The sequence below is a fragment of the Sphingopyxis sp. OAS728 genome, assembly GCF_014873485.1.
In the GTDB taxonomy this organism is placed as follows: domain Bacteria; phylum Pseudomonadota; class Alphaproteobacteria; order Sphingomonadales; family Sphingomonadaceae; genus Sphingopyxis.
The window spans coordinates 2126676-2153453 of sequence record NZ_JADBDT010000001.1 but is presented as its reverse complement, the minus strand read 5'-3'; the positions used below and the strand labels follow the sequence as shown (position 1 = coordinate 2153453).

The following is a 26778-nucleotide window of genomic DNA, read 5'->3' as shown; positions in this document are numbered from 1 at the left end:
AGCCCGCAATGGCGCCATTCTACGCGCGCGATGCTTTCGCGCCGCTGAACCGTGGCTCCGGTGCGGCGAACCGCAGTACAGGAAAAGGCCCGCCATCCGGTGGATGACGGGCCCTGGGACCAGTATAGGTGACCAGACCTTTTCCTGGGTATCAGCAGACGCAGCGCGGAACCGCCTTGGGTTTCGGCTTCCACTTCTTCTTTGCGGCATAGCGTTTCCGCACCGGCACATTTTCATAATAGGTGCGCGTCGACGTCTCGACCCGTTCGGTCACGACGGGCGCGCCGTTGATGATCGTGGTGACGACGACGCCGGGCGTATAATAACCGTAGCCATAACCGCCATATTGATAGCTCGTCGAATAGCCGCCGGGATAATAGCCGCCCTGGTAGTGGCCGCCGTCATGGCGATAGCGGACAGTGCGGCTCGACCAATATTCCTCGCACTTCTTCTTGTCCGCTGCATTGCCGATCGCCGAGCCGGCGAGCGCGCCGACCCCGGCGCCGATCAGCGTGCCCGCGGTGCGATCGCCGTGCCCGGCTATGCGGTTGCCGGCGATGCCCCCCACGAGCCCGCCGACAACCGCGCCGCCCACTGTGCCCCCCCGGCCACAGCGGCGTTCCATCTCTTCGTTGTAACGGGCGTCATAGCCGCCCTGATAATAGGGATCATAAGCGGGCGGCGGCGGATAGTCCGCGCCATGGCCCTCGACCGTGCCTTCGTACCGGCCCTCGTACCGACGGCCGTCGGACGTCTCGTACGTGCCGTCCCAGGTACCGGTCCAGCGGCCCTCGGCATCATAGCCCGAGACGCGGCGATATTCGACTTCGCTCGGCACGCGGTCGGGATAGCCGGTGTAGACGCGCGCATCGGGATCGGCGGGGACGCCATAGTCGAGCGCGGGCTGTTCGGCGCCGGCGCGCCCCGCTAGCAGCAACGACCCCGCAGCCATTCCCAACAAAATGATCGTGCGCATGACAAGCTCCCTGTTCGCCCGGCCTGAACCGATTGGTTAACAGCTTGTTAGCAAAATCGGCATCTTTCCGCGAATCCGTTAACCGTGAAGAGTCTGTCCCGATTTGATGCATATCTGGCGTGGTGAAGGCCGGGGTCGATATCGTCCACATGCTGAGAAATAGATCGCTTTCGACCGATTGCGGCCGATAGGGATGTGAACCCCGGCGAAAGCCGGGGCCCAGAATTCCAACACTAACCTTGCGCTTTTCCGCTCTGGGCCCCGGCTTTCGCCGGGGTGCACGGGGGCAGTTCTCCACCCCAAACCGGCTGTTCAACGCGCAAAGAAAAAGGGCGGCCATCCTTTCGGACGCCGCCCTTGATCTTTAGCGAAGAGGCGAAGCTCAGGCTTCGGCCATGTCCTCGTCATATTGTTCCACCGGACCCGAATCCTGGCCCTTGGCATCGACGTCGCGGTCGACGAATTCGATGATCGCCATCGGCGCCGCGTCCGAGGCGCGGATGCCGGCCTTGATCACGCGGGTGTAGCCGCCGTTGCGGTCCTTGTAGCGTTCGGCGAGAACGTCGAACAGCTTCTTGAGCTGCGTGTCGTCGAGCAGGCGGCTGTTCGCGAGGCGACGGTTGGCAAGGCCACCGCGCTTGGCGAGCGTCACCAGCTTTTCGACGTAGGGACGCAGTTCCTTCGCCTTGGCGACGGTCGTCGTGATCTGCTCATGCTTGATGAGCGAAGCCGACATGTTGCGGAACAGGGCCGTGCGATGCGCGCTCGTGCGCTGCAGCTTCCGGCCACCCGATTTATGACGCATAACCCATTCCTTCGTTTGTTAAGGGCCCGTGTGAGGTAGCCCAGACCAGGTCGATTGCGGGCCGACCCATTCCCGTTGTTGCCGGACCCCGGCTTTCGCCGGGGCACAGCTTCGGAATTAACCCAGCAGCTCTTGCTCGAGCTTCTTGGCCATTTCTTCGATATTTTCCGGCGGCCAGCCGGGGATGTCCATGCCGAGGCGCAGACCCATCGACGACAGCACTTCCTTGATTTCGTTCAAGGACTTGCGGCCGAAGTTCGGCGTGCGAAGCATTTCGGCTTCGGTCTTCTGAACGAGATCACCGATGTAGATGATGTTGTCGTTCTTGAGGCAGTTGGCCGAACGGACCGACAGTTCGAGCTCGTCGACCTTCTTGAGAAGGAAGCGGTTGAGCTGGTTGACGTCGCTTTCGTCGGCGGTGGTCGGCGAAGCCGCCATGCCGATGAGGCCGCTGTCGTTCATCGCTTCTTCGAAGTGGACGAAGACCTGGAGCTGGTCCTGGAGGATGCGCGCGGCATAGGCCACGGCGTCTTCCGGGGTCACCGTGCCATCGGTTTCGATGGTCAGGTTCAGCTTGTCATAGTCCAGTTCCTGGCCGATGCGGGCATTGTCGACCTTGTAGGCGACCTGGCGCACGGGCGAGTAAAGCGAGTCGACCGGGATCAGGCCGATCGGCGCGTCGATCGGACGGTTGGCGGTGGCGGGGACATAACCCTTGCCGGTGTCGGCAACGAGTTCCATGTTCAGCGTCGCGCCATCGTCGAGGTGGCAGATGACATGGTTCGGGTTCATCACCTTGATGTCGCCCGACACCATGATGTCGCCGGCCTTGACGGTCGCGGGACCGGTCGCCGAAAGCTGAAGACGCTTCGGGCCTTCACCTTCCATCTTGAGCGCGATCTGCTTCACGTTGAGGACGATATCGGTGACGTCTTCACGCACGCCGGCGAGGCTCGAGAATTCGTGGAGCACATTCTCGATCTTGATCGACGTGATAGCCGCACCCTGGAGCGACGAGAGCAGCACGCGGCGCAGCGCGTTGCCGAGCGTCAGGCCAAAGCCGCGCTCGAGCGGTTCGGCGACGAAGGTCGCCTTGCGCTTGCCGTCGCTGCCAGCCTTGATTTCCAGGTTGCTGGGCTTCTTCAATTCCTGCCAGTTCCGGATATTGACAGTCATGGATTTCCCTTTGCTTTGGGCGGGACAGGCGGGGGTCGGGCCACCTGTCCAGCGAGGATTTTATGCGGGCAGCGCTCCGGCGGAGCGCGCCCGTAAGACGTCAGACGCGGCGGCGCTTGGCCGGGCGGACGCCATTGTGCGGGATCGGCGTCACGTCGCGGATCGACGTGATGTGGAACCCGACGGCCTGCAGCGCGCGGAGAGCCGATTCACGGCCGGCGCCAGGGCCCTTGACTTCGACTTCGAGGGTGCGGACGCCATGTTCGGCGGCCTTCTTGCCGGCGTCTTCGGCGCACACCTGGGCGGCGTACGGGGTCGACTTGCGGCTTCCCTTGAAGCCCATCATGCCGGCGCTCGACCAGGCAATTGCATTGCCCTGCGCGTCGGTGATGGTGATCATCGTGTTGTTGAAGGTCGCGTTGACGTGCGCGACGCCCGACGAGATGTTTTTGCGTTCGCGCCGACGAAGGCGCTGCGGTTCACGAGCCATGTTGCTATCCTAAATCCTGAATTCTGCGAAGCGGCCGTCGGTTTCTTTCGGTGACCAACGGCGAAAAGTAAGGAAGCGCGCCCGGATGGACGCGCTCAAAACCTTACTTCTTCTTACCGGCGATCGCCTTTGCCTTGCCCTTGCGGGTGCGCGCATTGGTGTGCGTACGCTGGCCACGGACCGGGAGGCCCTTGCGATGACGCAGCCCGCGGTAGCAGGCGAGGTCCATCAGGCGCTTGATGTTCATCGCCGTGTTGCGACGAAGATCACCCTCGACCGTGTGGTCAGCGTCGAGCGTTTCGCGGATCTGGAGGATTTCGGCATCCGAGAGATCCTGAACGCGGCGGCTATGGTCGATGTTCAGCTTGTTGGCGATGTCGACCGCGGTCTTGCGACCGATGCCGTGGATGTAGGTGAGCGCGATGATCACGCGCTTGTTGGTGGGCAGATTGACGCCCGCAATACGTGCCATTGGTAACTTTCTCCTGCTCCACGGGGCCGCTGGCAATCGGCCCCATCTCAAAGCGTCTGATTTTCCAACGCAAAAAACGGACCACGATGCGCGCAGGGGCGCTTCGCCGTCCGGTCAGGCTGTCGGAATGGACGCGCAACTAAGGTGAGTCGGCCCGATTGTCAAGCGAAGTGCGGTGGTTTGAAGCCGCGGATGCGGCTCAGGACGCCGATGTAAGAGCGACCGCGCGATCATGCAAGCGGTCGACGACCGCGGTGTGGATTCCGGGTGCACAGGCGATGACGCCGAATGCTTGCGCGCGCGGCGTATTGAAGCGCAAAGGCGCGCCGAACGCGTCGGTGACGGTCGCACCAGCCTCGCTGGCGATCAGTGCTGCGGCGGCGACATCCCATTCGAAGCCCCAGCGCAGCGTCGCGACCAGATCGGCGCGGTCGTCGGCGACGAGCGCCATGCGGAGCGCGATGCTATTCGGCTTGGTGACGATGACGAGGTCGCTGTCGACCTTGGGCAGCGCATCGGCGGGCACGCGCGATCCGGCGAAGGTCGTGCGCTGGCTGGCGTGCAGCGCTTCCCCGTTGAGCAGCGCGCCCTGACCCTTTTGCGCGACCCAGAGTTCGTCGAGCGCGGGGGCATAGAGGATGCCGAATTCGGGGGCGCCGTCGATCACCAGCGCGACCGACACGCACCAGCCGGGGCGGCCGCGGATGAAATCGCGCGTGCCGTCGATCGGGTCGACGCACCACATGGCGCGGCACGACAGCCGCGCTTCATTGTCGGCGGTCTCTTCGGACAGCCATCCCGCCTCGGGCACCATTGCGCCGAGGACGGCCTTCAACCGGGCATCGACTGCCAGGTCGACGTCGCTGACCGGATTGTCGTGCGACTTGTTCCAGACATTGACCTTTTGCCCCTCGCCGCGCCAGCGCGCCATCGCCATGTCGCCAACCTCGCGCGTCGCGGCGATCGCGGCTTCGACGTTGCGACCGGGCATTAGCTGCTGGCGACGGTCATGCCGTCGATACGCAGCGTCGGCGCGTTGACGGCGTGACGGAACTCAAGGTCGTTCGCGGGGATCAGCGCCGCGAACATGTCGATCAGATTGCCCGCGATGGTGAATTCGGCGATCGGCCCGGCGAGCGCGCCATCCTTGATCAGGAAGCCCGACGCGCCGCGGCTGTAGTCGCCGGTCACGGGGTTCACGCCGTGGCCGATCAGCTCGGTGATATAGACGCCATCGGCGATGCCTTCCATCAGCGCCGCAGGCGTCACATTGCCCGGTGCCAGGTTCAGGTTGCTCGCGCCGACCCCGGAAGCACCGCCGCCGCGGCTGGCGTGGCCGGTCGGGGCCAGACCGAGCTGCTTCGCCGACGCCGTGTCGAGCAGCCAGCCGGTGATCTTGCCGCCCTCGACCAGGTTACGCGCTGCGGTCGGCAGGCCTTCGCCGTCGAAGGCGCGGCTGCGCAGGCCGCGCGGGCGGTGGGGCTCGTCGCGGATGACGATGCCGCTGTCGAACAGCATCTGCTCTTCCTTGCCGAGCAGGAAGCTGGTGCCGCGCGCGATGGCGGGGCCGGCGATCGCGCCGAGCAGATGGCCGACGATGCCGCCGCTGACGCGCGGGTCGAGCAGTACGGGCAGCTTGCCGTTCGGCGCCTTGCCGGGATTGAGCCTTGCGACGGCGCGGGTGCCGGCGCGCTTGCCGATATCGGCGGCGCTTTCGAGGTCGGCGAGGTGGTGGGCGCTGTGCCAGCCATAGTCGCGCTGCATGGTCGCGCCTTCGCCCGCGATGACACTCGCCGACAGGCTATGGCCGCTCGACCCGTAACCGCCGGCAAAGCCGTGGCTGGTCGCGAGCGCGAAGCGCGTGCGGCTGTGGCTCGCGCTGCCGCCCTCGCTGTTGGTCACGCCCGCGACGGCGCGCGCGGCTTCCTCGACCGCAAGCGCCGCTTCACGCAGCGCGGCGGGATCGGCTTCGCTGTTGTCGTCGAGGTCGAAATCGGGAACGGCGCCCTTGAAGAGCAATTCCTCGGGCGCCAGGCCCGCATAGGGATCCTCGGGCGCCTCGCGCGCCATCGCGACGCAGCGTTCGACCAGCTTTGCAAGTTCGCCGGCGTCCATGTCGGCGGTCGACACGCTCGCGCTGCGCTGGCCGACGAAGACGCGCAGTGAAATATCCTGCCCCTCGGACCGCTCGACATCCTCGAGCGCGCCGAGCCGCATCGAGACCGAGGTGGCGGCGTTGCAATAATAGAGGGCGTCGGCGGCATCGGCGCCGGCTTTCGCGGCGGCGTCACACAGCATCTGCGCGCGATCGAGGGCTTCGGAAACGGTCAGCATCCCCGCGCCCTATACGGCACGCGGGCAAGGGTCAAAATAAAGTCATCAAACGTCGTCACCCCGGACTTGATCCGGGGTCCATGACTTCGCTGTCGGAATGGATCCCGGATCAAGTCCGGGATGACGATGAAAGCGGAAGGCTTATTTGATGATCGCGGCGATCGCGTCGGTGGCGGCCATCGCGCCGCTGATCCAAAGGAAGGGCAGCGTGAGTGCCGCGACCCACAGACGGCGGACGTCGCGGCGGAAACGCGCGTGCAGGCCCCAGCTTGCGAGCGCCTGGCGGCTGAGGCGATACCAATGGCGTTCGGTCGAGCGCGCAACGGGCAGCGCAAGCGCGAGTAGCATGACGAGAGCGACGACGATGAGGGCGGACGGCGCCCCGGCGGCCATGGCACTCATCACGAGCCAGATCTGGAGCGCGGCAAAAGCGAGGAGGGCGGCGGCGGCGTGCCACGTCATTCGGCGACCCAGACTCCGTGCCGGCGGCACGCTAACTGCCGTGCGCCTCCACAGGCGCGGACCAAATGCTGTTGCCATGTTTACAGCCCCCTTAGGCTGGCGATTCCCAGAACCGCACGTTTTGCCCCAAAAATTCCCAAGTCAAGACAGCTTGCCAGCGATTCGTTAATTTTTGCACTCAATTCGGCGCGGATTCGCAACGAAAACGCGTTGGGCCACAAAATCGGTGCAATTCTGGCAGTGTTTCCGGCTATTTGGGGCGCCGGTCAGGGGTGTTTTGGGGGTGTGGGGGCGTGCAGCCTCAGGGCTTCGGCGGGGTCGGCAGCGGCGCGGCGTCGGCTTCGTCGGGTGCCGTGGGCGCGGGGGCCTGGCCGCTCGCCTGACGTTCGAGCTCTTCGGCGGCTTTCTGCCGCTCGGCGAGCGCGCGTTCCTCGGCGACGACCGCGGCTTCGACCTGGTCCGATGCGGCGTCGATGCCCGCAATGCGCTTCGCGCGCTCGTCGGCGATCATCGCCTGCCAGTCGGTCTTGTTCGCCGCCTGGCGTTCGGCCTTGGCGCCCGCGACCAGCTGCTGCGTGCAGCCGGTGAAGCCGCCGAGGCCGGTCGGCGAGCAGCTGTCGGTGCCGAAGCGGCCGACGCGTTCGACCGCGACGACCTTGTTCGCCCAGGCTTCGTTGCGCACGTCGAGCGGATTGCCGCGCAGCATCTCGGGGACGCGATAGCGTTCGGTTTCGGGCAGGCGGTTACACACGACGATTTCGTCGGGGCTCGACTGTTCGCACTGGTCGTTGCCATAGACGATGACCTGATTGATCTTTTCGGCCTCCACCGTCTGCTGCGTCGCGGCGGGCATGGCGGCGACACTGCCGGCGAGGATCAGCGCGAACAGGGGGAGGCGGGTCATCTCGATCTTCCTTTGTCGTTTCAGGCGGCATGGCAGCCGCTACCTGCATCCGTCGTGAACGGCCGCCGGCGGTTAGTCTATCAGATACGTTTCGACAGCGCGATGGCTGCACGGCAACCCGCGCGGATCGCGAGGCTGAGGACCGGATAGCCGGGAGCGCTTTCGGCGCCCGCCGCGAGCGCGGCTTCCTTATGCTCGAGTTCCTCGGCGCGGAAATCCTCGACTGCGGCGCTGAGTTCGGGGTCGCTGTCGCCCAGTTCGTCGAGCTGATGCTGGTAATGACGGTCGATTTCGGTCTCGACCGCAGCAGTACACGCCATCGCGGCGCGCGGCCCCATTGCGGCGGTGACCGCGCCGAGCGCAAAGCCCGCGACGTTCCAGAAGGGCTGGAGCGCGGTCGGGCGCACGCCGCGCCGTGCGACCATCGCATCGAAGAATTTGCGGTGGCGCTCTTCCTGTTCGGCCATATGCGCGATTTCGCGCGCCATAGGGTGGCGGTCGCCCATCACCGCGAGCTGGCCGGCATAGATGCGCGTGGCGCCATATTCGCCCGCCTGGTCGACGCGGATCATCGATGCGGTGCGCTTGTTTGTCATGCCGCCGATGTGGTCTTCCGGCGCAGCAAGGTCAAGACGAACGCGGCGGCACCGAGCGAGAAGATCGCGTTGAACCCGGCGAGCGAGATTCCGAACAGCGTCCATTGTGCGGTGTCGCAGCGGATCAACGGCGCGTTCATGATCGAATCGAGCGACACGGGGCCGCTGCCACCCGTCGCGCAGGTCGTGATGCCTTCCCAAAAGCCATATTCGACCCCGGCGTGGAAAATGCCGATCGCACCGCTGATCGCAATTCCGACGGCGGCGAGCAGAGTGAGCGCGCGCATCGCCTTGTCGTTGCGGCGGAGCAGCAGCGCGAGCAGCGCCAGCACGATCGCCGCCTGGTGCGGCCAGCGCTGCCAGTAACACATTTCGCACGGATGGAGGCCAAAGCCATATTGTGACACGAGCGCGCCGCCGTAGAGCAGCAGCGGCGCGAGGAACGCGACGACGGGCGCGGAAAGCCGCGAGTTCAGCATGCCCCGAGGCCCTTAGTTGCGCGCGGTCGGCTTGGCGGGCTTGACCGCCGGTTTGCTACCCTGCGCCATGCGCGGCGTGACCGGACCGATGCGCCCGATCGTCTGCAGCGCATAGTGGAGCTGGAAGTCCTCGATGCCCTTCGCCTTCAGGTCGGCGGCGGTCGCGGTGAAGCGCGGATCGGCCTTTTCGTCCTTTTCGAGGAGCCCGTTGTCGACCTTCTTCTCGTTGACGAGGTGGCGGCGCAGGTCGCTTTCGCGGAACTTCGGGCGCGAGGCATAGTCGGGGTCCGAGATCTGCGGCACGCGGATATCGGGTTCGATGCCGCCTTCCTGCACGCTGCGGCCCGACGGCGTATAATAACGCGCGGTGGTCAGGCGGAGCGCGGTGGTGTCGGTCAGCGGCAACACGGTCTGCACCGATCCCTTGCCGAAGCTGCGTTCACCCATCACGACCGCGCGATGCTGGTCCTGCAGGGCGCCCGCGACGATCTCGGAGGCCGAGGCCGAACCCGAGTCGATCAGCACGACGACCGGCGCGCCGCCGGCGGCGTCGCCGGGTTCGGCGAAATAGCGTTCGATATCGCCCTTCTTGCGCCCGCGCTGCGACACGATCTCGCCGCGTTCGAGGAACAGGTCGCTGATCCCGACGGCTTCGTCGAGCAGCCCGCCGGGGTTCGAACGGAGGTCGAGGATCCAGCCGCGCGGTTTCTTGCCGAGCGATTTTTCGACCGCCATCATCGCGGCCTTGAGGTCGGTGGTCGCGTCGGCCGAGAAGCTCGATACGGTGAGCACGCCGACGTCGCCCTCGACTTCCCATTTCACGGGCTTGAGGTCGATGATCTCGCGCGTCAGCGACAGTTCCATCGGCTTGTCCTGCCCTTCGCGCACGACGGTGATGTCGATCTTGGTTCCGGGGCGCCCGCGCATCTGTTCGACCGCCTCGTCGAGCGTCAGGCCGAAGATCAGTTCCTTGTTGATGTGGGTGATATAGTCGCCCGCCTTGATCCCCGCCTTGGCGGCGGGGGTGTCGGCGGTCGGCGCGATCACCTTCACGACGCCGTCTTCCATCGTCACCGACAGGCCGAGCCCGCCATATTCGCCGTCGGTCTGCGTGCGCAGGTTCGAAAAGCCGCGCGCGTCGAGATAGCCCGAATGCGGGTCGAGGCTGGCGAGCATGCCGTTGATCGCGCCTTCGATCAGCTTCGAATCGTCGACGGGTTCGACATAGTTGGATTTGACCTCGAGATAGACGTCCATGAAGCGCGAAATTTCTTCCTGCGTCTTCGAATCGACGGTCGCCATCGCCCCGGTCGCGAGCGGGACGAGCGCCAGCGTCGAAAGCGCGGCGGCACCCTGCCACAAGGCGAAACGGCGCCGTGGGGACGAGATGGTCTTGGTCGATTCGGTCATGGGCGTCTTTCAGTCACGCGAGAGCAATCCCGCCTTATAATCCCCGGCGCGCCATCCTCCTACGCAAATATGCGGGCGTCAAGCGGTGCATCCCTATGCAGGACGGGGGCCGAACGGATGATTAACCGATCATCGCGACGATATCGACCGGCCGTCCGGCGCGGCGGAGTTCGACGGTGATGCGGCTGTCGTCGGACCCGGCGCGGCCGATCGGGGCCCCGGCATCGAGCGTGTCGCCGACCCCGACCGACAGCGCGATCATCCCGGTGAGGAGCGAGACCCAGCCGCCGCCATGGTCGATGATCACGATCTTGCCATAGCCGCGATAATCGCCGGCGAAGCCGACGCGGCCGGGGGCGGGGGCGACGACCTGGCCGCCAGGGCGCGCCGCGATCGTCACGCCGCGCGAGCGCACGCCGCTTTCATTGACCTCGCCCAGCCCGGCGACGATGCGCCCGACGACGGGCAGGCGATAGGCGCCCTGCGTCAGCTCGGCCTCGGCGGGGGCGGACGGGGCGGCGCTGGCGATATTGCTCTCGGGATTGCGCGGGCGCGGCAGCGGACCGGCAAGCTGCGCGAGTTCGGCGCGCACCGCGCCGTCGGCTTCGAGCGTGTCCATCAAGTCGACGATATCGCGCGCCTTTTCGCCGAGCCCGAGCGCGCGGTCGGCTTCGAGCTGCGCGCTGCTCATCAGCTCGCGCGAGCGCAGCCGACCTTCGTTTTCGAGCCGGGTCAGCGCGTCGCGGCGGTGCGCCAGCTGCGCCTTGCTCGACGAGAGTGCTTTCAGCGCGATCGCCTGCTGGCGCCGGGTGGTGTCGAGTGACGCGAGTTCGCGGCGAACCCCCGCAGTGCGGCGCTCGATTACCGGCATCGCGGCGTCGATCACTGCGCGCGCATGGACCATGTCGGTGAGCGATCCCGGCTGCGCGAGGACGCTGACGGGCGGCTGGCGGCTCAGTTGCTGGAGCGACGCGGCGAGTTCGAGCAAAGGCTGCTGCTGCTGCGCCAGTCGCGCGCGCTGCGCGGAAAGGCGGCGGGTGACGAGCGCGACGCGCGCCTCGCCCGCGCTGATATCGGCCTCGGCCGACTGGATGCGGGCGGCGAGCGCTGCGCTGCGTTTCTTCAGCCGGTCGGCTTCGCTGCTTGCCGCCAGCGCCTGTTTTTCGAGCAGCGCACTGCGCGCCATCGCCGCCGCCGACTGCTGTTTCGCGCCGAGCAGTTGCTCGCGTTCGCGCTCGGCGATCGCGGCGGGATCGAAGATATCGCTTTGCGCCACCGCAAGAGCACCGCCCGCGAAAAGGGCCGCGATCGCCAAGGTGGCAGACGCGCGTCTCACTGGCGGCCTTCGCGGTGATAGGGGTGGTTCGCGACGATGCTGGTGGCGCGCCACAATTGCTCGGCGAGCATCGCGCGCGCCATCAGATGCGGCCAGGTCGCGCGGCCAAAGGCGATGACTTTGTCGGCGCCCTCGCGCTCCTCGGGCGTGAAGCCGTCGGCGGCGCCAAGGCAGAAGCGCGCCTCGCGTACGCCGCCGTCGCGCCATTTTTCGAGCAATTTGGCGAATTCGAGCGACGACATCTGGTCGCCGCCCTCGTCGAGCAGGATGGTGCGGCTATTTTCAGCCGCGGCAGGCATCCGCCCGCCGGTGTCGGGAAGCTCCGAAATCTTCTGCGCCCAGGTCACGCGCTTCATATAGCGCTCGACCAGCTCGGCCTCGGGCCCGCGCCCGATGCGCCCGCGCGCGATGATGTGCAGCAACATGACGCCTCGCCTAGCCTGAGCGAGGCTAAGGCGTCAATTTGCGGCGGCGACCGGCGGCGCGTCGCCGAACGACCACATGCGCTCGAGGTTGTAGAAGCTACGCACCTCGGGACGGAACAGGTGGACGATGACGTCGCCCGCGTCGAGCAGCACCCAATCGGCATTGGGCAGTCCTTCGACGCGAACCTGACGGCCCGCTTCCTGCTTGATCCGCTGTGCCAGTTTCTCGGCGATGGCCGAGACATGACGCGTCGACCGGCCGCTCGCGATCACCATATGATCGGCGATGCTGCTTTTACCGGCAAGCGGGATGGAGATGGTTTCCTGGGCCTGGTCCTCGTCCAGCTGGTGGAGGATCAGCGCGTGGAGCGTATCCACACTGTCATTGGCGGATGCGGCGCCATTGGCGGCATCCTGGGTTGCGGAGATCAAATGCGTCCTTTCCTGTTCGTGTCCACAAGCCGCGAACGCGTCAGCGGGTCGCGCAGGGCGCGGCCTTCATAGCGTTCGAACCAGCGGGGGTTGGCCTGCCGTATCGCAGTTGCGGATCGCACATCGGGCGAAAAACGCAGGAACACGAGGGCGGGCGGTCTCCAGTCCGTCCAATGCTTCTTCTGGTCTGCGGGCCGGACAAATCGCCGCAGCCATCCCATCGCACGTCTTGCATGGGCGCGGTCATTATAGCCCGGACGCGCGATAACCGCAATCGGCATGAGTCGGGCAATCCCCCGCCAGTCGCGCCATTGGGGCAGCTGGACCAGATTGTCGGCCCCCATGATCCAGATGAACTGCCGGTTCGGGTAACGGCGGACGAGCTTTTTGAGCGTGTCGATCGTGTAGCGCGTGCCGAGTTCGGCCTCGATCGCGGTTGCCCGAATCGGCGACCGCCGCGCGATGTGCTGCGCCGAACCGAGGCGCGCGGGGAGCGAAGCCATGCCCGCCTTGGGCTTGAGCGGATTGCCGGGCGAGACGAGCCACCACAATTCGCTCAGCCCGAGCGCGTCGATCGCATTCAGGCTGATCGCGCGATGCCCGCCATGCGCGGGATTGAAGCTGCCGCCGAGGAGGCCGGTGGGGATCATTCGGGGAATGACTTCACCACCCTGATATGACCGTGGATCGCATCGTTGAAGCGAGGCACGTCTTCGGCCGGTATCCAATATTCTTCATGCTCGCTGCCGCCGGCCTGTTCGACACGATAGCTGGCAAGATACTCCGCCGAGACGTCAAATTCGGTCACAAATCCCGAACCGGACGCGGGGACGTTCCAATCCCGCGCGATCTTTACTGCATATCCTAACGTCGTGACCGGATAAAAGATTGGCTGTTCAGGCAAGCGTGGCGGAAACTCTTTCATCCCGCTTCTGGCAATAAGCAATAATTCGTCCGGACCTACGGGGCGCCACAAGCGGATATGATCGGTCACGGCCGCACCTGCCCCGTACCGCGCACCAGCCATTTATACGTCGTAAGCCCCTCAAGCGCGACGGGGCCGCGCGCGTGGAGGCGGCCGGTGGCGATACCGATCTCGGCGCCGAGGCCGAATTCGCCGCCGTCGGCGAATTGCGTCGAGGCATTGTGCATCACGATCGCGCTGTCGACGCCGCTCAGGAAGCGTTCGGCGATCGCGGCGTCCTCGGTGACGATCGCGTCGGTGTGCTTGCTCGAATGCGCGTCGATATGCGCGAGCGCGCCGGCGAGGCCGTCGACCATCGCGATAGAGACGATCGCGTCGAGATATTCGGTGTCCCAGTCGCCCGCCGATGCCGCGTCGACATGCGGGCTCAGCGCAGCCACCGCCTTGTCGCCGCGCACTTCGCAGCCGGCCTTGACCAGCGCGTCGACGATCGCGAGCGGCGCAGGATAGGCGCGGTCGATCAGGATCGTTTCGGTCGCGCCGCAAACGCCGGTGCGGCGCATCTTGGCGTTGACCGCGAGCTCGACCGCTTTCGCCGGATCGGCGGCGCCGTCGATATAGAGGTGGTTGATGCCGTCGAGATGCGCGAGCACGGGCACGCGCGCCTCGTCCTGCACGCGCGCGACGAGGCCCTTGCCGCCGCGCGGGATGATGATGTCGATCAGCCCCTGCGCGCGGAGCATCGCGCCGACTGCGGCGCGGTCCTGCGTCGGGACGAGCTGCACCGCATCGGCGGGCAGGCCTGCCGCGACGAACCCCGCGGCGAAGGCCGCGTGAATGGCGCGGTTCGAATGCACCGCCTCGCTGCCGCCGCGCAGGATCACCGCATTGCCCGACATCAGGCCGAGCGCGGCGGCATCGGCGGTCACATTGGGGCGGCTTTCATAGATGATGCCGACGACGCCCAAGGGCACGCGCACGCGGCTCAGCACCAGGCCGTTGGGCCGCGTCACGCGGTCGATTTCGGCGCCCGACGGATCGGGCAGCGCCGCCACATCGTCGATCGCGTCCGCGATGCTCGCGAGCCGGCCTTCGTCGAGCCGCAGCCGGTCGAGCATCGCACCCGACAGTCCATTCTTCTGTCCGGCCGCCATATCCTCGGCATTGGCGGCGAGGATGTCGGCCGTCCGCGCACGGATTTGCGCCGCCGCTGCAACCAGTCCGGCCGCCTTGTCGGCGGTCGGCGCCTGCGCGAGCACCTTCGACGCGGCGCGCGCATGCGCGCCCATGTCGGCGATCAGGGCGGCGGCGTCGCCGGGCATCGGCGGGGCGGTGAGGGCTTCGGCGTTCATGGCGCTGCCACTATCACGCTTTGTACGGGCCGCGAAAGTCCCGTTGCGTGGCGCCTCGCACGCCTTTAGGCAGGGCAGCATGACAGGGGATATCGAAGGCATCGGGGCGGCGGTGACTGCCGGTTTGGCGGCGCGTGCGGTCGAGCCGCATCATGGGGGAGATGGCGCGGCGCATGCCGGCCTGCGCTGCCTGAACTGCGGCACCAGCCTAGCGGGGTCGCACTGCCATCATTGCGGCCAGCGCGCCGACGTGCACCGCAGTTTCGGCGCGATCGGGCACGATCTGGTCCACGCGATCTTCCATTTCGAGGGCAAGATCTGGAACACGCTGCCGCTCCTCAGCTGGCGGCCGGGCGACTTGACGCGTCGCTATATCCATGGCGAGCGAGCGCGCTTCATTTCACCGCTCGCACTGTTCCTGTTCGCGGTCTTCCTGACCTATGCGGTGCTCGCGATGGTCGGCAGCGGCGGCGGTTTCGGCGAGGGGCTGAACAAGGCGGCGGCCGAACAGACGCGCACGACCGCGATCAAGGACAGCATGCAGGCCGAGGTCGACCGGGTGGACGCCGAACTGGTCAAAAAGGATCTGCCCGCCGACCAACGCCGCGAGCTGGAGGCCGAACGCGACGTGCTCCAGAAAAGCGCCGACTATCTCGGCGTCGCGCGCAGCCGCAGCAAGACCGAGCGCGCGGCCGACCGCGCCGCGGGGCCACCGGTGTTGGAGGATCCCGCCGAGCAGGCGCTCACAAGCGCCAATTTCATCTCGCAGAACAAGATCGATACGGGCGTTCCGTTCATCGACCATGGTCTCAAAAAGGCGTTCGCGAACCCGGCGCTTGTTCTCTACAAGCTACAGGCGAACGCCTATAAATTCGCCTGGGCGCTGATCCCGCTGTCGCTGCCCTTAATGTGGCTGCTCTTTCCGTTCAGCCGTCGCTTCCACACCTACGACCATTTCGTCTTCGTCACTTATTCGATCAGCTTCATGCTGCTCCTGTTCGTCGTGGTACGCCTTCTGAACCTCACGATCTTCGGCGATATGGCGACCTTCCTCGCGATGCTCTATGTGCCGTTCCATATGTATCGCCAACTCCGCGACGCCTATCGTTCGTCGCGCTTCGGTTCGCTCGTGCGCGCGACCTTGCTGCTTTTTTTCAGCCTGTTTGCGGTGATCTGGTTCATGCTGCTGCTGCTCGCGCTCGGGATCAGCGGATAGCGGCCGGGGCGAGCGCAAAGCTGTAACAAAGACGGGCCACAGACCCGGCGACGCGGGAGAATATGCGATGCATCAGCTGTGGAACGAAATCGATCGCCGTTTGCTCATCAAGCTCGGCACGGCGGGGCTCGCGGCGCTGTCGCTGCCCGGCGCGGCGCGCGCGGCGATGGCGCAGGGCTTTACCCACGGCGTCGCCAGCGGCGAGCCGGGTCCGAACTCGGTGCTGCTCTGGACGCGCTACGCCGCGGCGAACGATACGACGCTGACCGCCGAATTGTCGGAAAGCGAGGATTTTTCGAAGGTCGTTGCGGGCGGCAGCGTCGTTGCGGCGGGCGAGCGCGATCATACCGCCAAGCTGGTCGTCGACGGGCTCAAGCCCGGCCGCTGGTATCATTATCGCTTTGTCGCGCCCGACGGCACCAAATCGGTGACCGGCCGCACGCGCACCTTGCCGCAGGGGTCGACCAAAGCGTTCAATCTGGCGCTCTTTTCCTGCTCGAACATGCCGTTCGGCTGGTTCACCGCCTATGGCCATGCCGCGGCGCGCGGCGACATCGATCTCGTCGCGCATGTCGGCGACTATCTTTATGAATATAAGGCCGGCGACTATCCCGCAGCAAAGGACGCGCTGCCCGGGCGCGAGATCCAGCCCGCGCACGAGATTGTCGCGCTCGCCGATTATCGCCTCCGCTATGCCGCCTATCGCGCCGATCCCGATCTGCAGAAGCTGCATCAGCTGTTCCCGATGATCGCCCAGTGGGACGATCATGAATTTGCGAACGACGTCTGGAAGGGCGGCGCCGAAAATCACAATGAGGGCGAAGGCGAATGGCCCGCGCGCATGGCTGCCGCCGAACGCGCCTATCATGAGTGGATGCCCGTCGCCGACACGCGCTGGCGCCAGTATCAGGTTGGCGACCTTGCGACGATCTTCCTCCCCGAAACGCGCGTGACGGCGCGCGACCGGCAGTTCGAAGTCGACGAGATTATTGCCGGCGGCGGCGATGCCGCCGCGAAGCTCAAAGCCTTTGCCGAGACCGCCTATCGCGACCCGGCGCGCCAGATGCTCGGCGCAAGCCAAGAGAAATGGCTGTTCGACGGGTTCGCGGCGTCGACCAAAGCGGGGACGCGCTGGCAGGTCTGCGCGCAGCAGGTGGTGATGGGCACGATCTTCACCCCGCCCGAAACGCGCGACTGGTTCGGCGGCGAGCAGCCCGACTATATCCGTCGCCGCGTCGAGGCGGGGCAGCTCGCGGCGAAGGCCGGACTGCCGCTCAACCTCGACGCGTGGGACGGTTATCCCGCCGCGCGTAGCCGCCTGCTCGCCGCGGCGCAGCGCGCCGATGCCGACCTCGTCACGCTGACCGGCGACACGCACAACGCCTGGGCGCTCGACCTTGCGGAAGACGGTCGGCCTGCGGGGATCGAGATCGCGGGGCAGAGCGTCACCTCGCCGGGCTATGAAAGCTACATCAAGGGTGCGACCAACGAGACGCGCGTCGCGGCGCTGCGCCGTTCGTCGCCGCAGCTCAAATGGGCAAATACCGAGGATCGCGGCTATGTGACGGTGCAATTCACCCCCGAGCGGGTGACGGCAAACTGGCACAGCGTCGAGACGATCCGCGCGCGTTCGCTTGCGCTGAAGAATACGCACAGCATGACTGCGATGCGCGGAAGGCGGCGATACGACGCTGCCTGATAGGCCGGGCTTGACACATTCATAACTCAATGGTTATGGGATTATCCATAGCCACGGAGTTATGGATTAGTGCAGTCGTCCCCCGACCTTCTCTTCAAGGCGCTCGCCGATCCCAGCCGGCGCGCGATCTTCGAACGGCTTTGCCTCGACGGTGAACAGACGGTCGGCGCGCTCACCGCGGGCGCCGGCATTTCGCAGCCCGCGGTGTCCAAACATCTCGGCATCCTCAAGCAGGCGGGGCTCGTGCTCGACCGGCACGAGGGACGCCAGACGCATTACAGCGCGCAGCAGCGCGCGCTCGCGCCGCTCGTCGATTGGACGGGGCGCATGAACCGTTTCTGGGAAGCGCGGTTCGACGATCTCGAAGATTTGCTCAAGAGGATGGATCAATGAACGATACCGACGTGCGCAGCGTGACCGTGGAGCGTGAGATTCCGCATCCGCCCGAAAAGATCTGGCGCGCGCTGACGACGCAGCATCTGATCGAGGAATGGCTGATGAAGAATGACTTCGGCCTCGACCTCGGTCACCACTTCCAGCTGCGCGGCGACTGGGGCCATGTCGACTGCGAAATCCTCGACGTCGATCCGGGCCGGATGCTGTCCTACACATGGAATTACGCGCACGACGATCCGGCGTACCGGCTCGACAGCAAAGTGACCTTCACGCTCGAGCCGACGGCCGCGGGAACGCTGCTGCGTATGGAGCAGGTCGGTTTCCGTCCCGACCAGAAGCAGGCGTTCGGCGGCGCCAAGGCTGGTTGGAAGATTCATCTCGAAAATCTCGAGAAGGCCGTCGCGGGTCTCAATGCATAATCAAACAGGGAGGATATCATGAACTGGAGTCTGTGGATCCGGCAATTCCACCGCTGGGTATCGATTATCTTTTCGGCGATCGTGCTCGCCATTTTCGTGATACTCGGGGCGGGGCAGGAGCCCGCGCAGTGGGTCTATTACCTGCCGCTGCCGCCGCTTTTCCTGCTGATATTCTCGGGCCTCTACATGTTCTTCCGGCCCTATTTCAGGAAGCGCGGCGGCGCGGCGAGCTGACCGCTCAGCTATAGGGCGGGGTATCCTCGAACTCGGCGAACCAGGGGTAATCGTTCGCGACGCTGACGGTGAAATTCGCGGGGCGCTTTTCGAGGAAGCTCGACACGCCCTCGGCCGCATCGGCGCTACGTCCGCGCGCAAAGATCGCGCGGCTGTCCCAGCGATGCGCGCTCATCGGGTGCGGCGCGCCGAGCATGCGCCACAGCATGTGGCGGGTGAGCGCGACCGACACCGGCGCGCTGTGATCGGTGAGCTCGCGCGCCTTGGCGATCGCCGCGTCGATCAGGTCGCCGGGGGCGTGGACGGACTGGACGAGGCCCTTTTCATGCGCCTCGGCGGCGTCGATCAGCCGCCCCGAGTAACACCAGTCGACGGCGTTCTGGATGCCGACGAGGCGCGGCAGGAACCAGCTCGACGCGGCCTCGGGGACGATCCCGCGGCGCGCGAAGACGAAGCCATAGCGTGCGGTCTCGCTCGCGAGGCGCGCATCCATCGACAAGGTCATCGTCGCGCCGATGCCGACCGCGGCGCCGTTGATCGCCCCCAGGACGGGCTTCTTGCAGTCGAAGATGCGCATCGACACGCGCCCGCCCGAATCGCGGATCAGAGGGTGCGACCAGTCGATCGTGCCATCCTCGGCGACCGGGCTCGCCGACATGCCGCCCGGCAGGATCGCCTGCTTGTCGGTGCGCTTGTCATAATCGAAGGTCGCGGCGCCCTGACCGAGATCGGCGCCGGCGCAATAGGCGCGGTCGCCCGATCCGGTGAAGACCACCGCGCGCACGCCGTCGTCGGCGTCGCATTCGTCGAGTGCGGCGACGATCTCCAGCATCATCTCGGTGGTAAAGGCGTTCATCCGGTCGGGGCGGTGCAGCGTCAGCAGCGCGATGCCTTCGTGGCGGTCGAGGCGAATCTGGTCGAAGCTCATCCATCTCTCTCCTTGGCTTTGCGGTCATGGTTGCAAGCGGGGCGGGCGATGGCAAGCACTTTACGTAAACGTAAGGCAATGGGCATCATGCCGGGGATGACGCGCCCGACCTTTGTCGCTATAGGCGCCGCATCGCCCCGGCGGCGCGCCTCCAACCGAGTCGCTTTGCCGGGGTCATTCATTTGGTTCCGACAGAAAGTTTGCGCCCATGTCCCGTCGCCGCCAGATCTACGAAGGCAAAGCGAAGATCCTGTACGAGGGCCCCGAACCGGGCACGCTGATCCAGTATTTCAAGGACGATGCGACCGCGTTCAACGCCCAGAAAAAGGGTACGATCAGCGGCAAGGGCGTGCTGAACAACCGGATTTCGGAGCATGTCTTCACGCTGCTTGGCAACATCGGTGTTCCGACGCACTTCATCCGCCGCCTCAACATGCGCGAACAGCTGATCCGGCAGGTCGAGATCGTCCCGATCGAAGTGATCGTGCGCAACGTCGCCGCGGGCACGCTGTCAAAGCGCCTCGGCATCGAGGAGGGCACGCAGCTTCCCCGCACGCTGATCGAATATTGCTACAAGGACGACGCGCTCGGCGATCCGCTCGTCGCCGAGGAGCATATCGCTTGCTTCAACTGGTGCAGCCAGGACGAGCTTCACGACATCCAGGACATGGCGATCCGCATCAACGACTTCATGTCGGGCATGTTCGCCGCGGTCGGCATCCGCCTCGTCGACTTCAAGCTCGAATTCGGGCGCCTCTATGAAGGCGATTTCAGCCGCATCATCCTTGCCGACGAGATCAGCCCCGACGGCTGCCGTCTGTGGGACATGACGACGAACGAAAAGCTCGACAAGGACCGCTTCCGCCGCGATCTCGGTGGTGAGGTCGAAGCCTATCAGGAAGTCGCGCGCCGCCTCGGCCTGCTGCCCGAAGGCGGCGAGAATGCCGTGCTCGACCTCGAAAGCCACCGGAAGAAAAAGGGCAGCTAAGCTCTCGTGCACCCCGGCGAAAGCCGGGGCCCAGCTAAGCTGTCATGGACCTCGGCTTTCGCCGGGGTTCGCATTTCCGGAACCTCAGATATTGATGCTCGTCGGGATTAAACTCGGCTGCAGATAGGGATAGGGCTGCATCCGCTCCGCATTGCGCGCCACGATCTCTGCCTCGACCCCCGCAAGCGCCGCCTGGAACCACGCCAGCGGCCCTTCGGCTCCGGTCACGCGCGGGTCCTGAAACCACAAAGGATAGGGAAAGGCGTTGCTGCGATAATCGCCGAGCGGGCGGTAATGCACCGAGCCCAGCAGTTCGAGCACGTTGAGCTGTTCGAGCGCGAGCGCCATCGGCGGCATCATCGCGAGCCAGCCCGCCTTGTCGTGTCCGCGCTGCCCGTTCGGTGCCGCCTGCCAGCCCGCACCGGTGATCGCGGGGGCAAAGGCCATGATGTCCTTTTGCGGGAAATTGACCGCGGCATGCTGCGCGCTCGCCGTGAACATCACCATCGCGCAGATTTCGGCAAGCTGCGCGCGCGTCGTCACCGGTCCGAAGCCCTTGATCTTCGCCTCGCCCGCAAGGCAGGTCGCCCATGCGGTGAGTTCGGTATCGGCGACGACATCGGCGTCGTGCGCATAATAGAGGTCGACATATTGCCGCGCCCACTCGTGGATCGCGTCCCAGACGAGCAGCGCGTCGTCGCGGTAGGGATATTCTGCGAGCGCCGAATCCACGCCGACGCCGCGGGCCGCGAAATCGGCGCGCGGCATCTTGCCGTAAAAATCGAACGCGAGCCGCGCGTCGACTGCGGCGAGCTGGCTCGACGCGATCGTGCCGGCGAAAATATGGTCGATCGGACCGTTCGCCGCGATCAGCGACGTCGCCGCCTGCTCGTTGATGAACAGCGTGCCTTCGAAATGCGGGACGAGCAGCGCCCAGACCGGATGGACCTCGGCGAGATGCCGATGCGTCGCCACCGCGAACGCCTCGATCACCAGATGCGTGCGCGCGAGGTGCGCGAACAGCTCGTGATAATTGCCGTCGGCGACCTGCACGACGAACTTTGCCATCTCCCAGCCCCAGATTTTCTCGGCAACGGAGGAGGGGGTGAAGATCGGATAGTCGGCCGGGTCCTGTCCGCACTGGATCGCGACCGGGATCAGCGAAGAGCCACCTGGCGGGATCGCGAACAGCGCCATCGGTTGCCAGATATATTTCGCTTCGGTGCCATAGGTGCCGGGATCGATCACTGCAAGCGGGGCATAGTCGAGCAGGAAGAGGCGCCCGTCGGCGAGCGCCGCCGCCAGCGTGTCGCCATTGACGACGGCGGCATATTGGGCGGCGCTTAGCGGGAAATTGGCGGGCAGCGCATCGCCGACCGCGGTGATCAGCATGCAGTTCGGGCCCTGCACGCGGAGGCGCGCGAAGGTGCTGTCATCCTGGAACATATAGCTGATGCCCGGAACGGGTAGCGTCGCAAACAGCGCGCGATAGGCGTCGATGCTGCGTGGTGTCTTGCTGCCGAGCCCGTCGGCATCCTCGACCTTCATCAGCTCTTCGAGCCGGTCCTTATAACCTTTGAGCAACGCGACATGCGCGTCGCGCTCGGCGGCGGCGACCGCATTCTCGACATCGCCGATCATGCGCTCAAAGATATTGCCGCCGGTGTGCACGCCATGCTCAGCCGCAATCTTCGCCGCCGACGCTTCTATCGCGTCGCATTCGACCAAGGCCGCCTCATATTGCGCACGCGGACTGTCGAGTTCGCCCTTGTCGACCCCGCCAAGCTTTACCGTCAGCGCGTTACGCACGATGTCGAGCCCGACGCCGATCAAGATGACGAACCACGCGATCGTCGGCTCGTCATTCTTGGGCACGTCGGTCGCGAGCGGAACGCCGGGCAGCGTCGGCACATCGGTCGTCCATGTATAAACCGCCTGCGTCGCAGTGAGCTGCGCCGCGCGCGCCACCTGCGCCACGGGAGTGTCGTTCTGCGGCAGCGTGGGATCGGCCGACGGCATCGGCACGGTCGGTGCGGGGGCAGGCGAAGTCAGCGGCGGCATCGGATAGGACATGGCGTTGCTCCTGTCGGGCACGGAATTTGTGGCCGCGCTTGTCCCTACATATGGTTAATATTTCGCAAGCCATCCGCCCGCGCGGAGCGCTTACGTCGGTGATAACACAAGCTTTCGTTCCTTAACTTCTGCTTTACTCGGCCTTGCTATCCCGCCGCTATGACGGGGGTCTATCACTGGCTGCGCACGCGCTTCTTTCCGCCGATTCCGGACGCGATTCGGGACGACGTGGCCTTGCTGCGCGCCAATCGCGTCGAAACGCTGACCCCGATGCTGTTCCTGATGCTGGCGGCGACGACGCCGACCGCCATCTATGCCGGGGTCGACACGGTGCACCCGATCGTCCGCATCGGTTTCCCGGTAACGCTCGCGCTCATCGGCCTGCTCGGCTTCGTCTTCCTCATGCACAATCGCGGCCGGCGGATGAGCCTTCGTCGCGCGCGGCGGATGATTAAGGAATCGATGTGGCTGTCGGGAACGACGGGCGCGATGTGCAGCAGCTGGACGGTGATCAACTGGCTCGCCGCGCCGGCCTCGACGCACAGCTATTATGCGATGATCATGGCGATGGGCTCGCTTGCTACCGCCTATTGCCTCTCGTCGATCCGCCTCGCGACCTTCATCAACCTGCTGATCGGGTTGGTGCCGATCTCCTTCCTGATGCTGACCTCGGGCAATCCGCCCGAAATCGCTGCGGGCACCAGCCTCGTCGTCGCGACGATCTTCCTGCTGCGCATGATCCTGCAACAGCATGACCAGCTGATCGACCTGCTCCAGCTCCAGCACCAGATGCGCGACCTTGCGCACACTGATCCGCTGACCGGCCTCGCCAATCGCCGCGAGTTCGACATGCGGCTCGACGAGGAGATTGCGAAGGGCGATGCGGCGAGGCCGTTCGCGATTGCGCTGCTCGACCTCAACGGCTTCAAACCGATCAACGACCAGCATGGCCATGCAATCGGCGACGGCGTGCTGTGCGAGCTCGCCGAGCGCCTGCGCCGTGCGTGCGGCAATCATGCCGTCGTCGCTCGGCAGGGCGGCGACGAATTCGCGATCCTCGTGCCCGCGGGGTCGATCCTGCTCAAAACCTCGCTCGCCGACCATGTCCTCGCCGCGCTCGCCGCGCCTTACCGCATCGGCGGCCGGTCGATCGGCGTCGGCGCGGGCATCGGCACCGCCCATTGGCCCGAACATGGCGACAGCGCGCGTAAATTGCTCGAGGTCGCCGACCGCGCGCTCTATGCTGCGAAAGCCGCCGATCGCGCGAAGACGTCGTCTGTCGAAAGCATCGGCCGGGTCGCGTAACGGCGGCTTGACCGCCCGAAGGGCGGTGGCCACATCTGTCACATGACCAAATCCTTTGTCCGGCGTGCTTCGACCGCGCTGTCGCCCCTCGTCTTCCTGATCGCCAGCACCGCTCCCGCCTACGCGAAAGAAGCGCCTGCGAAGGTTGCCGCGCCCGCGGCGGTCAATCCGCAGACCGAGGCGTCCAAGGCGTGGAACTTTGCGGCAAGCGACGTGCCGGTCGACCCGAACATTGTGTTCGGCGTGCTCCCCAACGGAATGAAATATGCGCTGCTGAAGAACAGCACGCCCAAGGACAGCGTCGTGCTGCGCATGCGCTTCGCGGTCGGCAGCTTTGCCGAGGCCGACGACCAGCGCGGCCTCGCGCATTTCCTCGAACATATGGCGTTCAACGGATCGACCAATGTGCCCGAAGGCGAGATGATCAAGCTGCTCGAACGCAAGGGGCTGGCGTTCGGCGCCGATACCAATGCCTCGACCGGCTTCGACCAGACGATCTACCAGCTCGACCTGCCCAATGCGTCGGACGACCTGATCGACACCGGGCTGATGCTGATGCGCGAGACCGGCAGCAATCTGACCATCGATCCCGCCGCGGTCGACCGCGAACGCGGGATCATCCTGTCCGAACGCCGCGCGCGCGATACCTATCAGCTGCGCAGCCTGATCGATCAGCTCGACTTCCAGATGAAGGGCATGAAGGTCGCAAGCCGCATTCCCGTCGGCACCGAAGAGGTGATCAAGACCGCGCCCGCCGCGCGGCTGCGCGATCTATACGACCGTTATTACCGTCCCGAGCGCGCGACGCTGGTGATGGTCGGCGACTTCGATCCCGCCGCGATCGAGGCGAAGATCAAGGCGCGCTTTGCCGACTGGAAGGGGCGCGGCCCCGCGGGCGCCGATCCCGATATCGGCAATGTCGACTATAAGCGCGCCGCAGCCGCCGACGATTTCGTCGATCCCGCGATCCAGGATTCGGTGACCATCTCGGCCTTCAAGCCGTGGGTCGACGAACCCGATACTAAGGCGAAGCGCGCGCGCAGCCTTGCCGAAGATGTGGGCGAGGCGATCGTCAGCCGCCGGCTCGCGAAGATCGCGCTGGGTGAGGATTCGCCGATCCTGACCGGCTATTTCAACGACGCGACAGGCTGGAAGACTTTTGACCAGTTCACCGTCGGCGCGGTCGCCAAGGAAGGTGCGTGGAAGGAAGCCCTCGCGCTCGTCGAACAAGAACAGCGCCGCGCGCTCGAACATGGCTTCACGCAGGCCGAGGTCGACGAGCAGCTCGCGAACCGCCGCACGGCGCTCAAAAACGCTGTCGCCGGGGTGACGACGCGGCGCAGCGACGCGCTCGCCGACGCGCTGGTCTTGGCGGCGGACGGCGATTTCGTCCTCGTCCGCCCCGAAACCACGCAGGCGCTGTTCGAAGCAACCGCGCCGTCGTTGACCGCGGCTGCGGTAACCGCCGCATTCCAGAAGCGCATGGAAGGGCTCAGCGCACCGCTTGCGCGCGTCACGACGAAAAAGCCCGTCGAGGGCGGCACCGATGCGGTCCTCGCCGCGCTGCGTGCGTCGACCCAGGTCGCCGTCGCGGCGCCGACCGAGGCCGCAAACGCCGCCTTCGCCTATGACGATTTCGGCACGCCGGGCAAAATCGTCAGCGACGAGCGCGTCGAGGATCTTGGCATCCGCCGCATCCGCTTCGCCAACAATGTCATGCTCAATATCAAGAAGACCGATTTCCAGAAGGAGAAGGTCCTGCTGTCGCTGCGCGTCGACGGCGGCACGCTGCTCGCGACGCGCGACGATCCGACCAGGGTGTCGCTCGCGGGTTCACTGATGTTGGGCGGCCTTGAGGCGCATAGCCTCGACGACCTGCGCTCGATCCTCGCGGGGAAGACGATCAGCCCGGTGTTCGGCAACTCGACCGACTCGTTCGGCGGGTCGGCGCTGACCTCGCCCGAGGATTTCGGGCTGCAGGCAAAGCTGATGGCGGCCTATCTCACCCATCCCGGCTATCGCCCCGACGGGCTCGCCTTGATCCGCCGCGTGCTGCCGCAGCAATATGCCGCGAACGACGCCACGCCGGCGGCGGTGCTCGGCCGCGACGTCGGCGGCATCCTCGCGAACAACGACCCGCGTTCGCAGACACCGCCGCTCGAAAAGCTGATGACGCTCGACTGGGCGCAGCTGAAGTCCGCGATCGCCGACAGCTTCGCGCATGGCGCGATCGAGATCGGCGTCGTCGGCGACATCGACGAGCAGGCGGCGATCGACGCGATCGCGACCAGTTTCGGTGCGCTGCCCGAACGTCGCGCCGCCTTCGATCCGCGCACCGAGGCGCGCATCCGCCAGTATGCGACCGACCGCAGCGAGCGCACCCTCATTCACAAGGGCCCCGCCGAACAGGCCGAACTGCGCGTCTATTGGCCCGCGCGCGACGACAGCGATCTTGGCGAGGCGATGCAGCTCACCCTGTTGTCGCGCGCGATGCAGCTGATGCTGACCGAGGAGCTGCGCGAGAAGCTCGGCGAGAGCTATAGCCCCGGCGCCGCGGCCAGCCTGTCCGACGAGTTCCCCGGCTATGGCCATCTCTTCGCCGCGAGCAATGTCGATTATAAGGATCTCGCGACGACGCGCGCGGCGATCTTCGCGATCGCCAAGGAACTGCGCGACAAGCCGGTCGACGCCGACCTGCTCGATCGCGCGCGCAAGCCGTTGCTCGAAGCGATGGTGAAGTCGCGGCGCGAGAATAGCTATTGGCTGAACTATGTTTCGGAGGCGACAAGCCACGCCGATCGCCTCGACCGCAGCCGTAAGGGGATCGGCGAGGTCGAGGCGGCGACGCCGGCAGAGTTGCAGGCTCTCGCGAAGCGCTATCTGGTCGATGACAAGGCGCTGGTGATCAAGGCGGTTAGCGACAAGGCGGGCAAATAACGGGGCGCG

At 65.7% G+C, this 26778-nt stretch carries 28 protein-coding genes; 8 read left to right on the top strand and 20 right to left on the bottom strand.

The features are described from left to right. Positions 1–151: 151 nt before the first annotated feature. From GGC65_RS09985 to GGC65_RS09900, 18 genes are all read right to left on the bottom strand, one after another. Positions 152–976, bottom strand: coding sequence for a glycine zipper domain-containing protein (locus tag GGC65_RS09985; RefSeq protein ID WP_192647009.1), 825 nt, complete (start codon positions 974–976; stop codon positions 152–154). Between the two features lie 382 nt (positions 977–1358). Further along, a complete protein-coding gene (gene rplQ / locus GGC65_RS09980) occupies positions 1359–1781 on the bottom strand; it encodes a 50S ribosomal protein L17 (RefSeq protein ID WP_192647008.1) in 423 nt (140 codons plus the stop codon). 117 nt (positions 1782–1898) lie between these two features. Further along, positions 1899–2957: a DNA-directed RNA polymerase subunit alpha gene (locus GGC65_RS09975; protein ID WP_137893326.1), complete on the bottom strand. Its 1059-nt coding sequence runs from the start codon at positions 2955–2957 to the stop codon at positions 1899–1901. A gap of 100 nt (positions 2958–3057) precedes the next feature. Further along, positions 3058–3447: a 30S ribosomal protein S11 gene (gene rpsK, locus GGC65_RS09970; RefSeq protein WP_003040416.1), complete on the bottom strand. Its 390-nt coding sequence runs from the start codon at positions 3445–3447 to the stop codon at positions 3058–3060. A 103-nt stretch (positions 3448–3550) separates the two neighbouring features. Beyond that, positions 3551–3919, bottom strand: a complete 369-nt coding sequence (gene rpsM, locus GGC65_RS09965; RefSeq protein WP_192647007.1) for a 30S ribosomal protein S13 — start codon at positions 3917–3919, stop codon at positions 3551–3553. A 199-nt stretch (positions 3920–4118) separates the two neighbouring features. After that, positions 4119–4910 (bottom strand): 3'(2'),5'-bisphosphate nucleotidase CysQ, encoded by a 792-nt coding sequence (locus GGC65_RS09960; RefSeq protein WP_192647006.1) that lies wholly within the window; start codon positions 4908–4910, stop codon positions 4119–4121. Then, positions 4910–6253, bottom strand: a complete 1344-nt coding sequence (locus GGC65_RS09955; protein ID WP_192647005.1) for a TldD/PmbA family protein — start codon at positions 6251–6253, stop codon at positions 4910–4912. Before GGC65_RS09955 ends, GGC65_RS09960 begins: the two co-directional genes overlap by 1 nt. A 141-nt stretch (positions 6254–6394) precedes the next feature. Then, the gene (locus tag GGC65_RS09950) at positions 6395–6715 is read right to left on the bottom strand and encodes a hypothetical protein (RefSeq protein ID WP_225940763.1); all 321 of its coding nucleotides are present in this window, start codon (positions 6713–6715) and stop codon (positions 6395–6397) included. Positions 6716–7016: 301 nt separating this feature from the next. After that, positions 7017–7619 (bottom strand): hypothetical protein, encoded by a 603-nt coding sequence (locus tag GGC65_RS09945; RefSeq protein ID WP_192647003.1) that lies wholly within the window; start codon positions 7617–7619, stop codon positions 7017–7019. Between the two features lie 80 nt (positions 7620–7699). Further along, positions 7700–8215, bottom strand: a complete 516-nt coding sequence (locus tag GGC65_RS09940) for a demethoxyubiquinone hydroxylase family protein (RefSeq protein WP_192647002.1) — start codon at positions 8213–8215, stop codon at positions 7700–7702. Then, complete coding sequence (locus tag GGC65_RS09935) at positions 8212–8694, bottom strand: disulfide bond formation protein B (protein ID WP_192647001.1); 483 nt, start codon at positions 8692–8694, stop codon at positions 8212–8214. Before GGC65_RS09935 ends, GGC65_RS09940 begins: the two co-directional genes overlap by 4 nt. A 12-nt stretch (positions 8695–8706) precedes the next feature. Next, a complete protein-coding gene (locus GGC65_RS09930) occupies positions 8707–10104 on the bottom strand; it encodes a S41 family peptidase (RefSeq protein ID WP_192647000.1) in 1398 nt (465 codons plus the stop codon). A gap of 121 nt (positions 10105–10225) precedes the next feature. Further along, positions 10226–11419, bottom strand: a complete 1194-nt coding sequence (locus GGC65_RS09925) for a murein hydrolase activator EnvC family protein (protein WP_225940762.1) — start codon at positions 11417–11419, stop codon at positions 10226–10228. 17 nt (positions 11420–11436) lie between these two features. Then, positions 11437–11865: a 23S rRNA (pseudouridine(1915)-N(3))-methyltransferase RlmH gene (locus GGC65_RS09920; protein WP_037513908.1), complete on the bottom strand. Its 429-nt coding sequence runs from the start codon at positions 11863–11865 to the stop codon at positions 11437–11439. Positions 11866–11898: 33 nt separating this feature from the next. After that, positions 11899–12297 (bottom strand): ribosome silencing factor, encoded by a 399-nt coding sequence (rsfS, locus tag GGC65_RS09915; protein ID WP_192646998.1) that lies wholly within the window; start codon positions 12295–12297, stop codon positions 11899–11901. Then, complete coding sequence (locus GGC65_RS09910; protein WP_192646997.1) at positions 12294–12947, bottom strand: nicotinate-nucleotide adenylyltransferase; 654 nt, start codon at positions 12945–12947, stop codon at positions 12294–12296. The genes rsfS and GGC65_RS09910 overlap by 4 nt, the downstream gene beginning before the upstream one ends. Then, positions 12944–13291, bottom strand: coding sequence for a hypothetical protein (locus tag GGC65_RS09905; protein ID WP_225940761.1), 348 nt, complete (start codon positions 13289–13291; stop codon positions 12944–12946). The genes GGC65_RS09910 and GGC65_RS09905 overlap by 4 nt, the downstream gene beginning before the upstream one ends. Further along, positions 13288–14574, bottom strand: coding sequence for a glutamate-5-semialdehyde dehydrogenase (locus GGC65_RS09900; RefSeq protein ID WP_192646995.1), 1287 nt, complete (start codon positions 14572–14574; stop codon positions 13288–13290). The genes GGC65_RS09905 and GGC65_RS09900 overlap by 4 nt, the downstream gene beginning before the upstream one ends. Positions 14575–14653: 79 nt before the next feature. Here GGC65_RS09900 and GGC65_RS09895 point away from each other — a divergent pair, with 79 nt between their 5' ends. The 5 genes from GGC65_RS09895 to GGC65_RS09875 all read left to right on the top strand — a co-directional run bounded on the left by GGC65_RS09895 (position 14654) and on the right by GGC65_RS09875 (position 18538). Further along, positions 14654–15790, top strand: coding sequence for a DUF3667 domain-containing protein (locus tag GGC65_RS09895; RefSeq protein ID WP_192646994.1), 1137 nt, complete (start codon positions 14654–14656; stop codon positions 15788–15790). Between the two features lie 67 nt (positions 15791–15857). Further along, a complete protein-coding gene (locus GGC65_RS09890; RefSeq protein ID WP_192646993.1) occupies positions 15858–17489 on the top strand; it encodes an alkaline phosphatase D family protein in 1632 nt (543 codons plus the stop codon). Between the two features lie 69 nt (positions 17490–17558). Then, complete coding sequence (locus tag GGC65_RS09885; protein ID WP_192646992.1) at positions 17559–17882, top strand: ArsR/SmtB family transcription factor; 324 nt, start codon at positions 17559–17561, stop codon at positions 17880–17882. After that, positions 17879–18304 (top strand): SRPBCC family protein, encoded by a 426-nt coding sequence (locus GGC65_RS09880; RefSeq protein WP_192646991.1) that lies wholly within the window; start codon positions 17879–17881, stop codon positions 18302–18304. Before GGC65_RS09885 ends, GGC65_RS09880 begins: the two co-directional genes overlap by 4 nt. An 18-nt stretch (positions 18305–18322) precedes the next feature. Beyond that, entirely contained in the window at positions 18323–18538 is a 216-nt protein-coding gene (locus GGC65_RS09875) for a hypothetical protein (protein ID WP_192646990.1), read from the top strand. Between the two features lie 4 nt (positions 18539–18542). Here GGC65_RS09875 and GGC65_RS09870 read toward each other — a convergent pair whose 3' ends face one another. After that, positions 18543–19466, bottom strand: a complete 924-nt coding sequence (locus GGC65_RS09870) for a crotonase/enoyl-CoA hydratase family protein (protein WP_192646989.1) — start codon at positions 19464–19466, stop codon at positions 18543–18545. Between the two features lie 208 nt (positions 19467–19674). On the opposite strand from GGC65_RS09870, the gene purC reads away from it, so the two are divergent. Then, on the top strand, positions 19675–20454 hold the full coding sequence (gene purC, locus GGC65_RS09865; protein WP_192646988.1) for a phosphoribosylaminoimidazolesuccinocarboxamide synthase: 780 nt from the start codon (positions 19675–19677) through the stop codon (positions 20452–20454). 84 nt (positions 20455–20538) lie between these two features. Here purC and GGC65_RS09860 read toward each other — a convergent pair whose 3' ends face one another. Beyond that, positions 20539–22527 (bottom strand): lipoxygenase family protein, encoded by a 1989-nt coding sequence (locus GGC65_RS09860; RefSeq protein ID WP_192646987.1) that lies wholly within the window; start codon positions 22525–22527, stop codon positions 20539–20541. 159 nt (positions 22528–22686) lie between these two features. Between GGC65_RS09860 and GGC65_RS09855 the strand changes: the two genes are divergently transcribed. Further along, positions 22687–23832 (top strand): sensor domain-containing diguanylate cyclase, encoded by a 1146-nt coding sequence (locus GGC65_RS09855; protein WP_225940760.1) that lies wholly within the window; start codon positions 22687–22689, stop codon positions 23830–23832. 42 nt (positions 23833–23874) lie between these two features. Beyond that, positions 23875–26769, top strand: coding sequence for a M16 family metallopeptidase (locus tag GGC65_RS09850; protein WP_192646986.1), 2895 nt, complete (start codon positions 23875–23877; stop codon positions 26767–26769). The last annotated feature ends 9 nt before the right edge of the window (positions 26770–26778 follow it).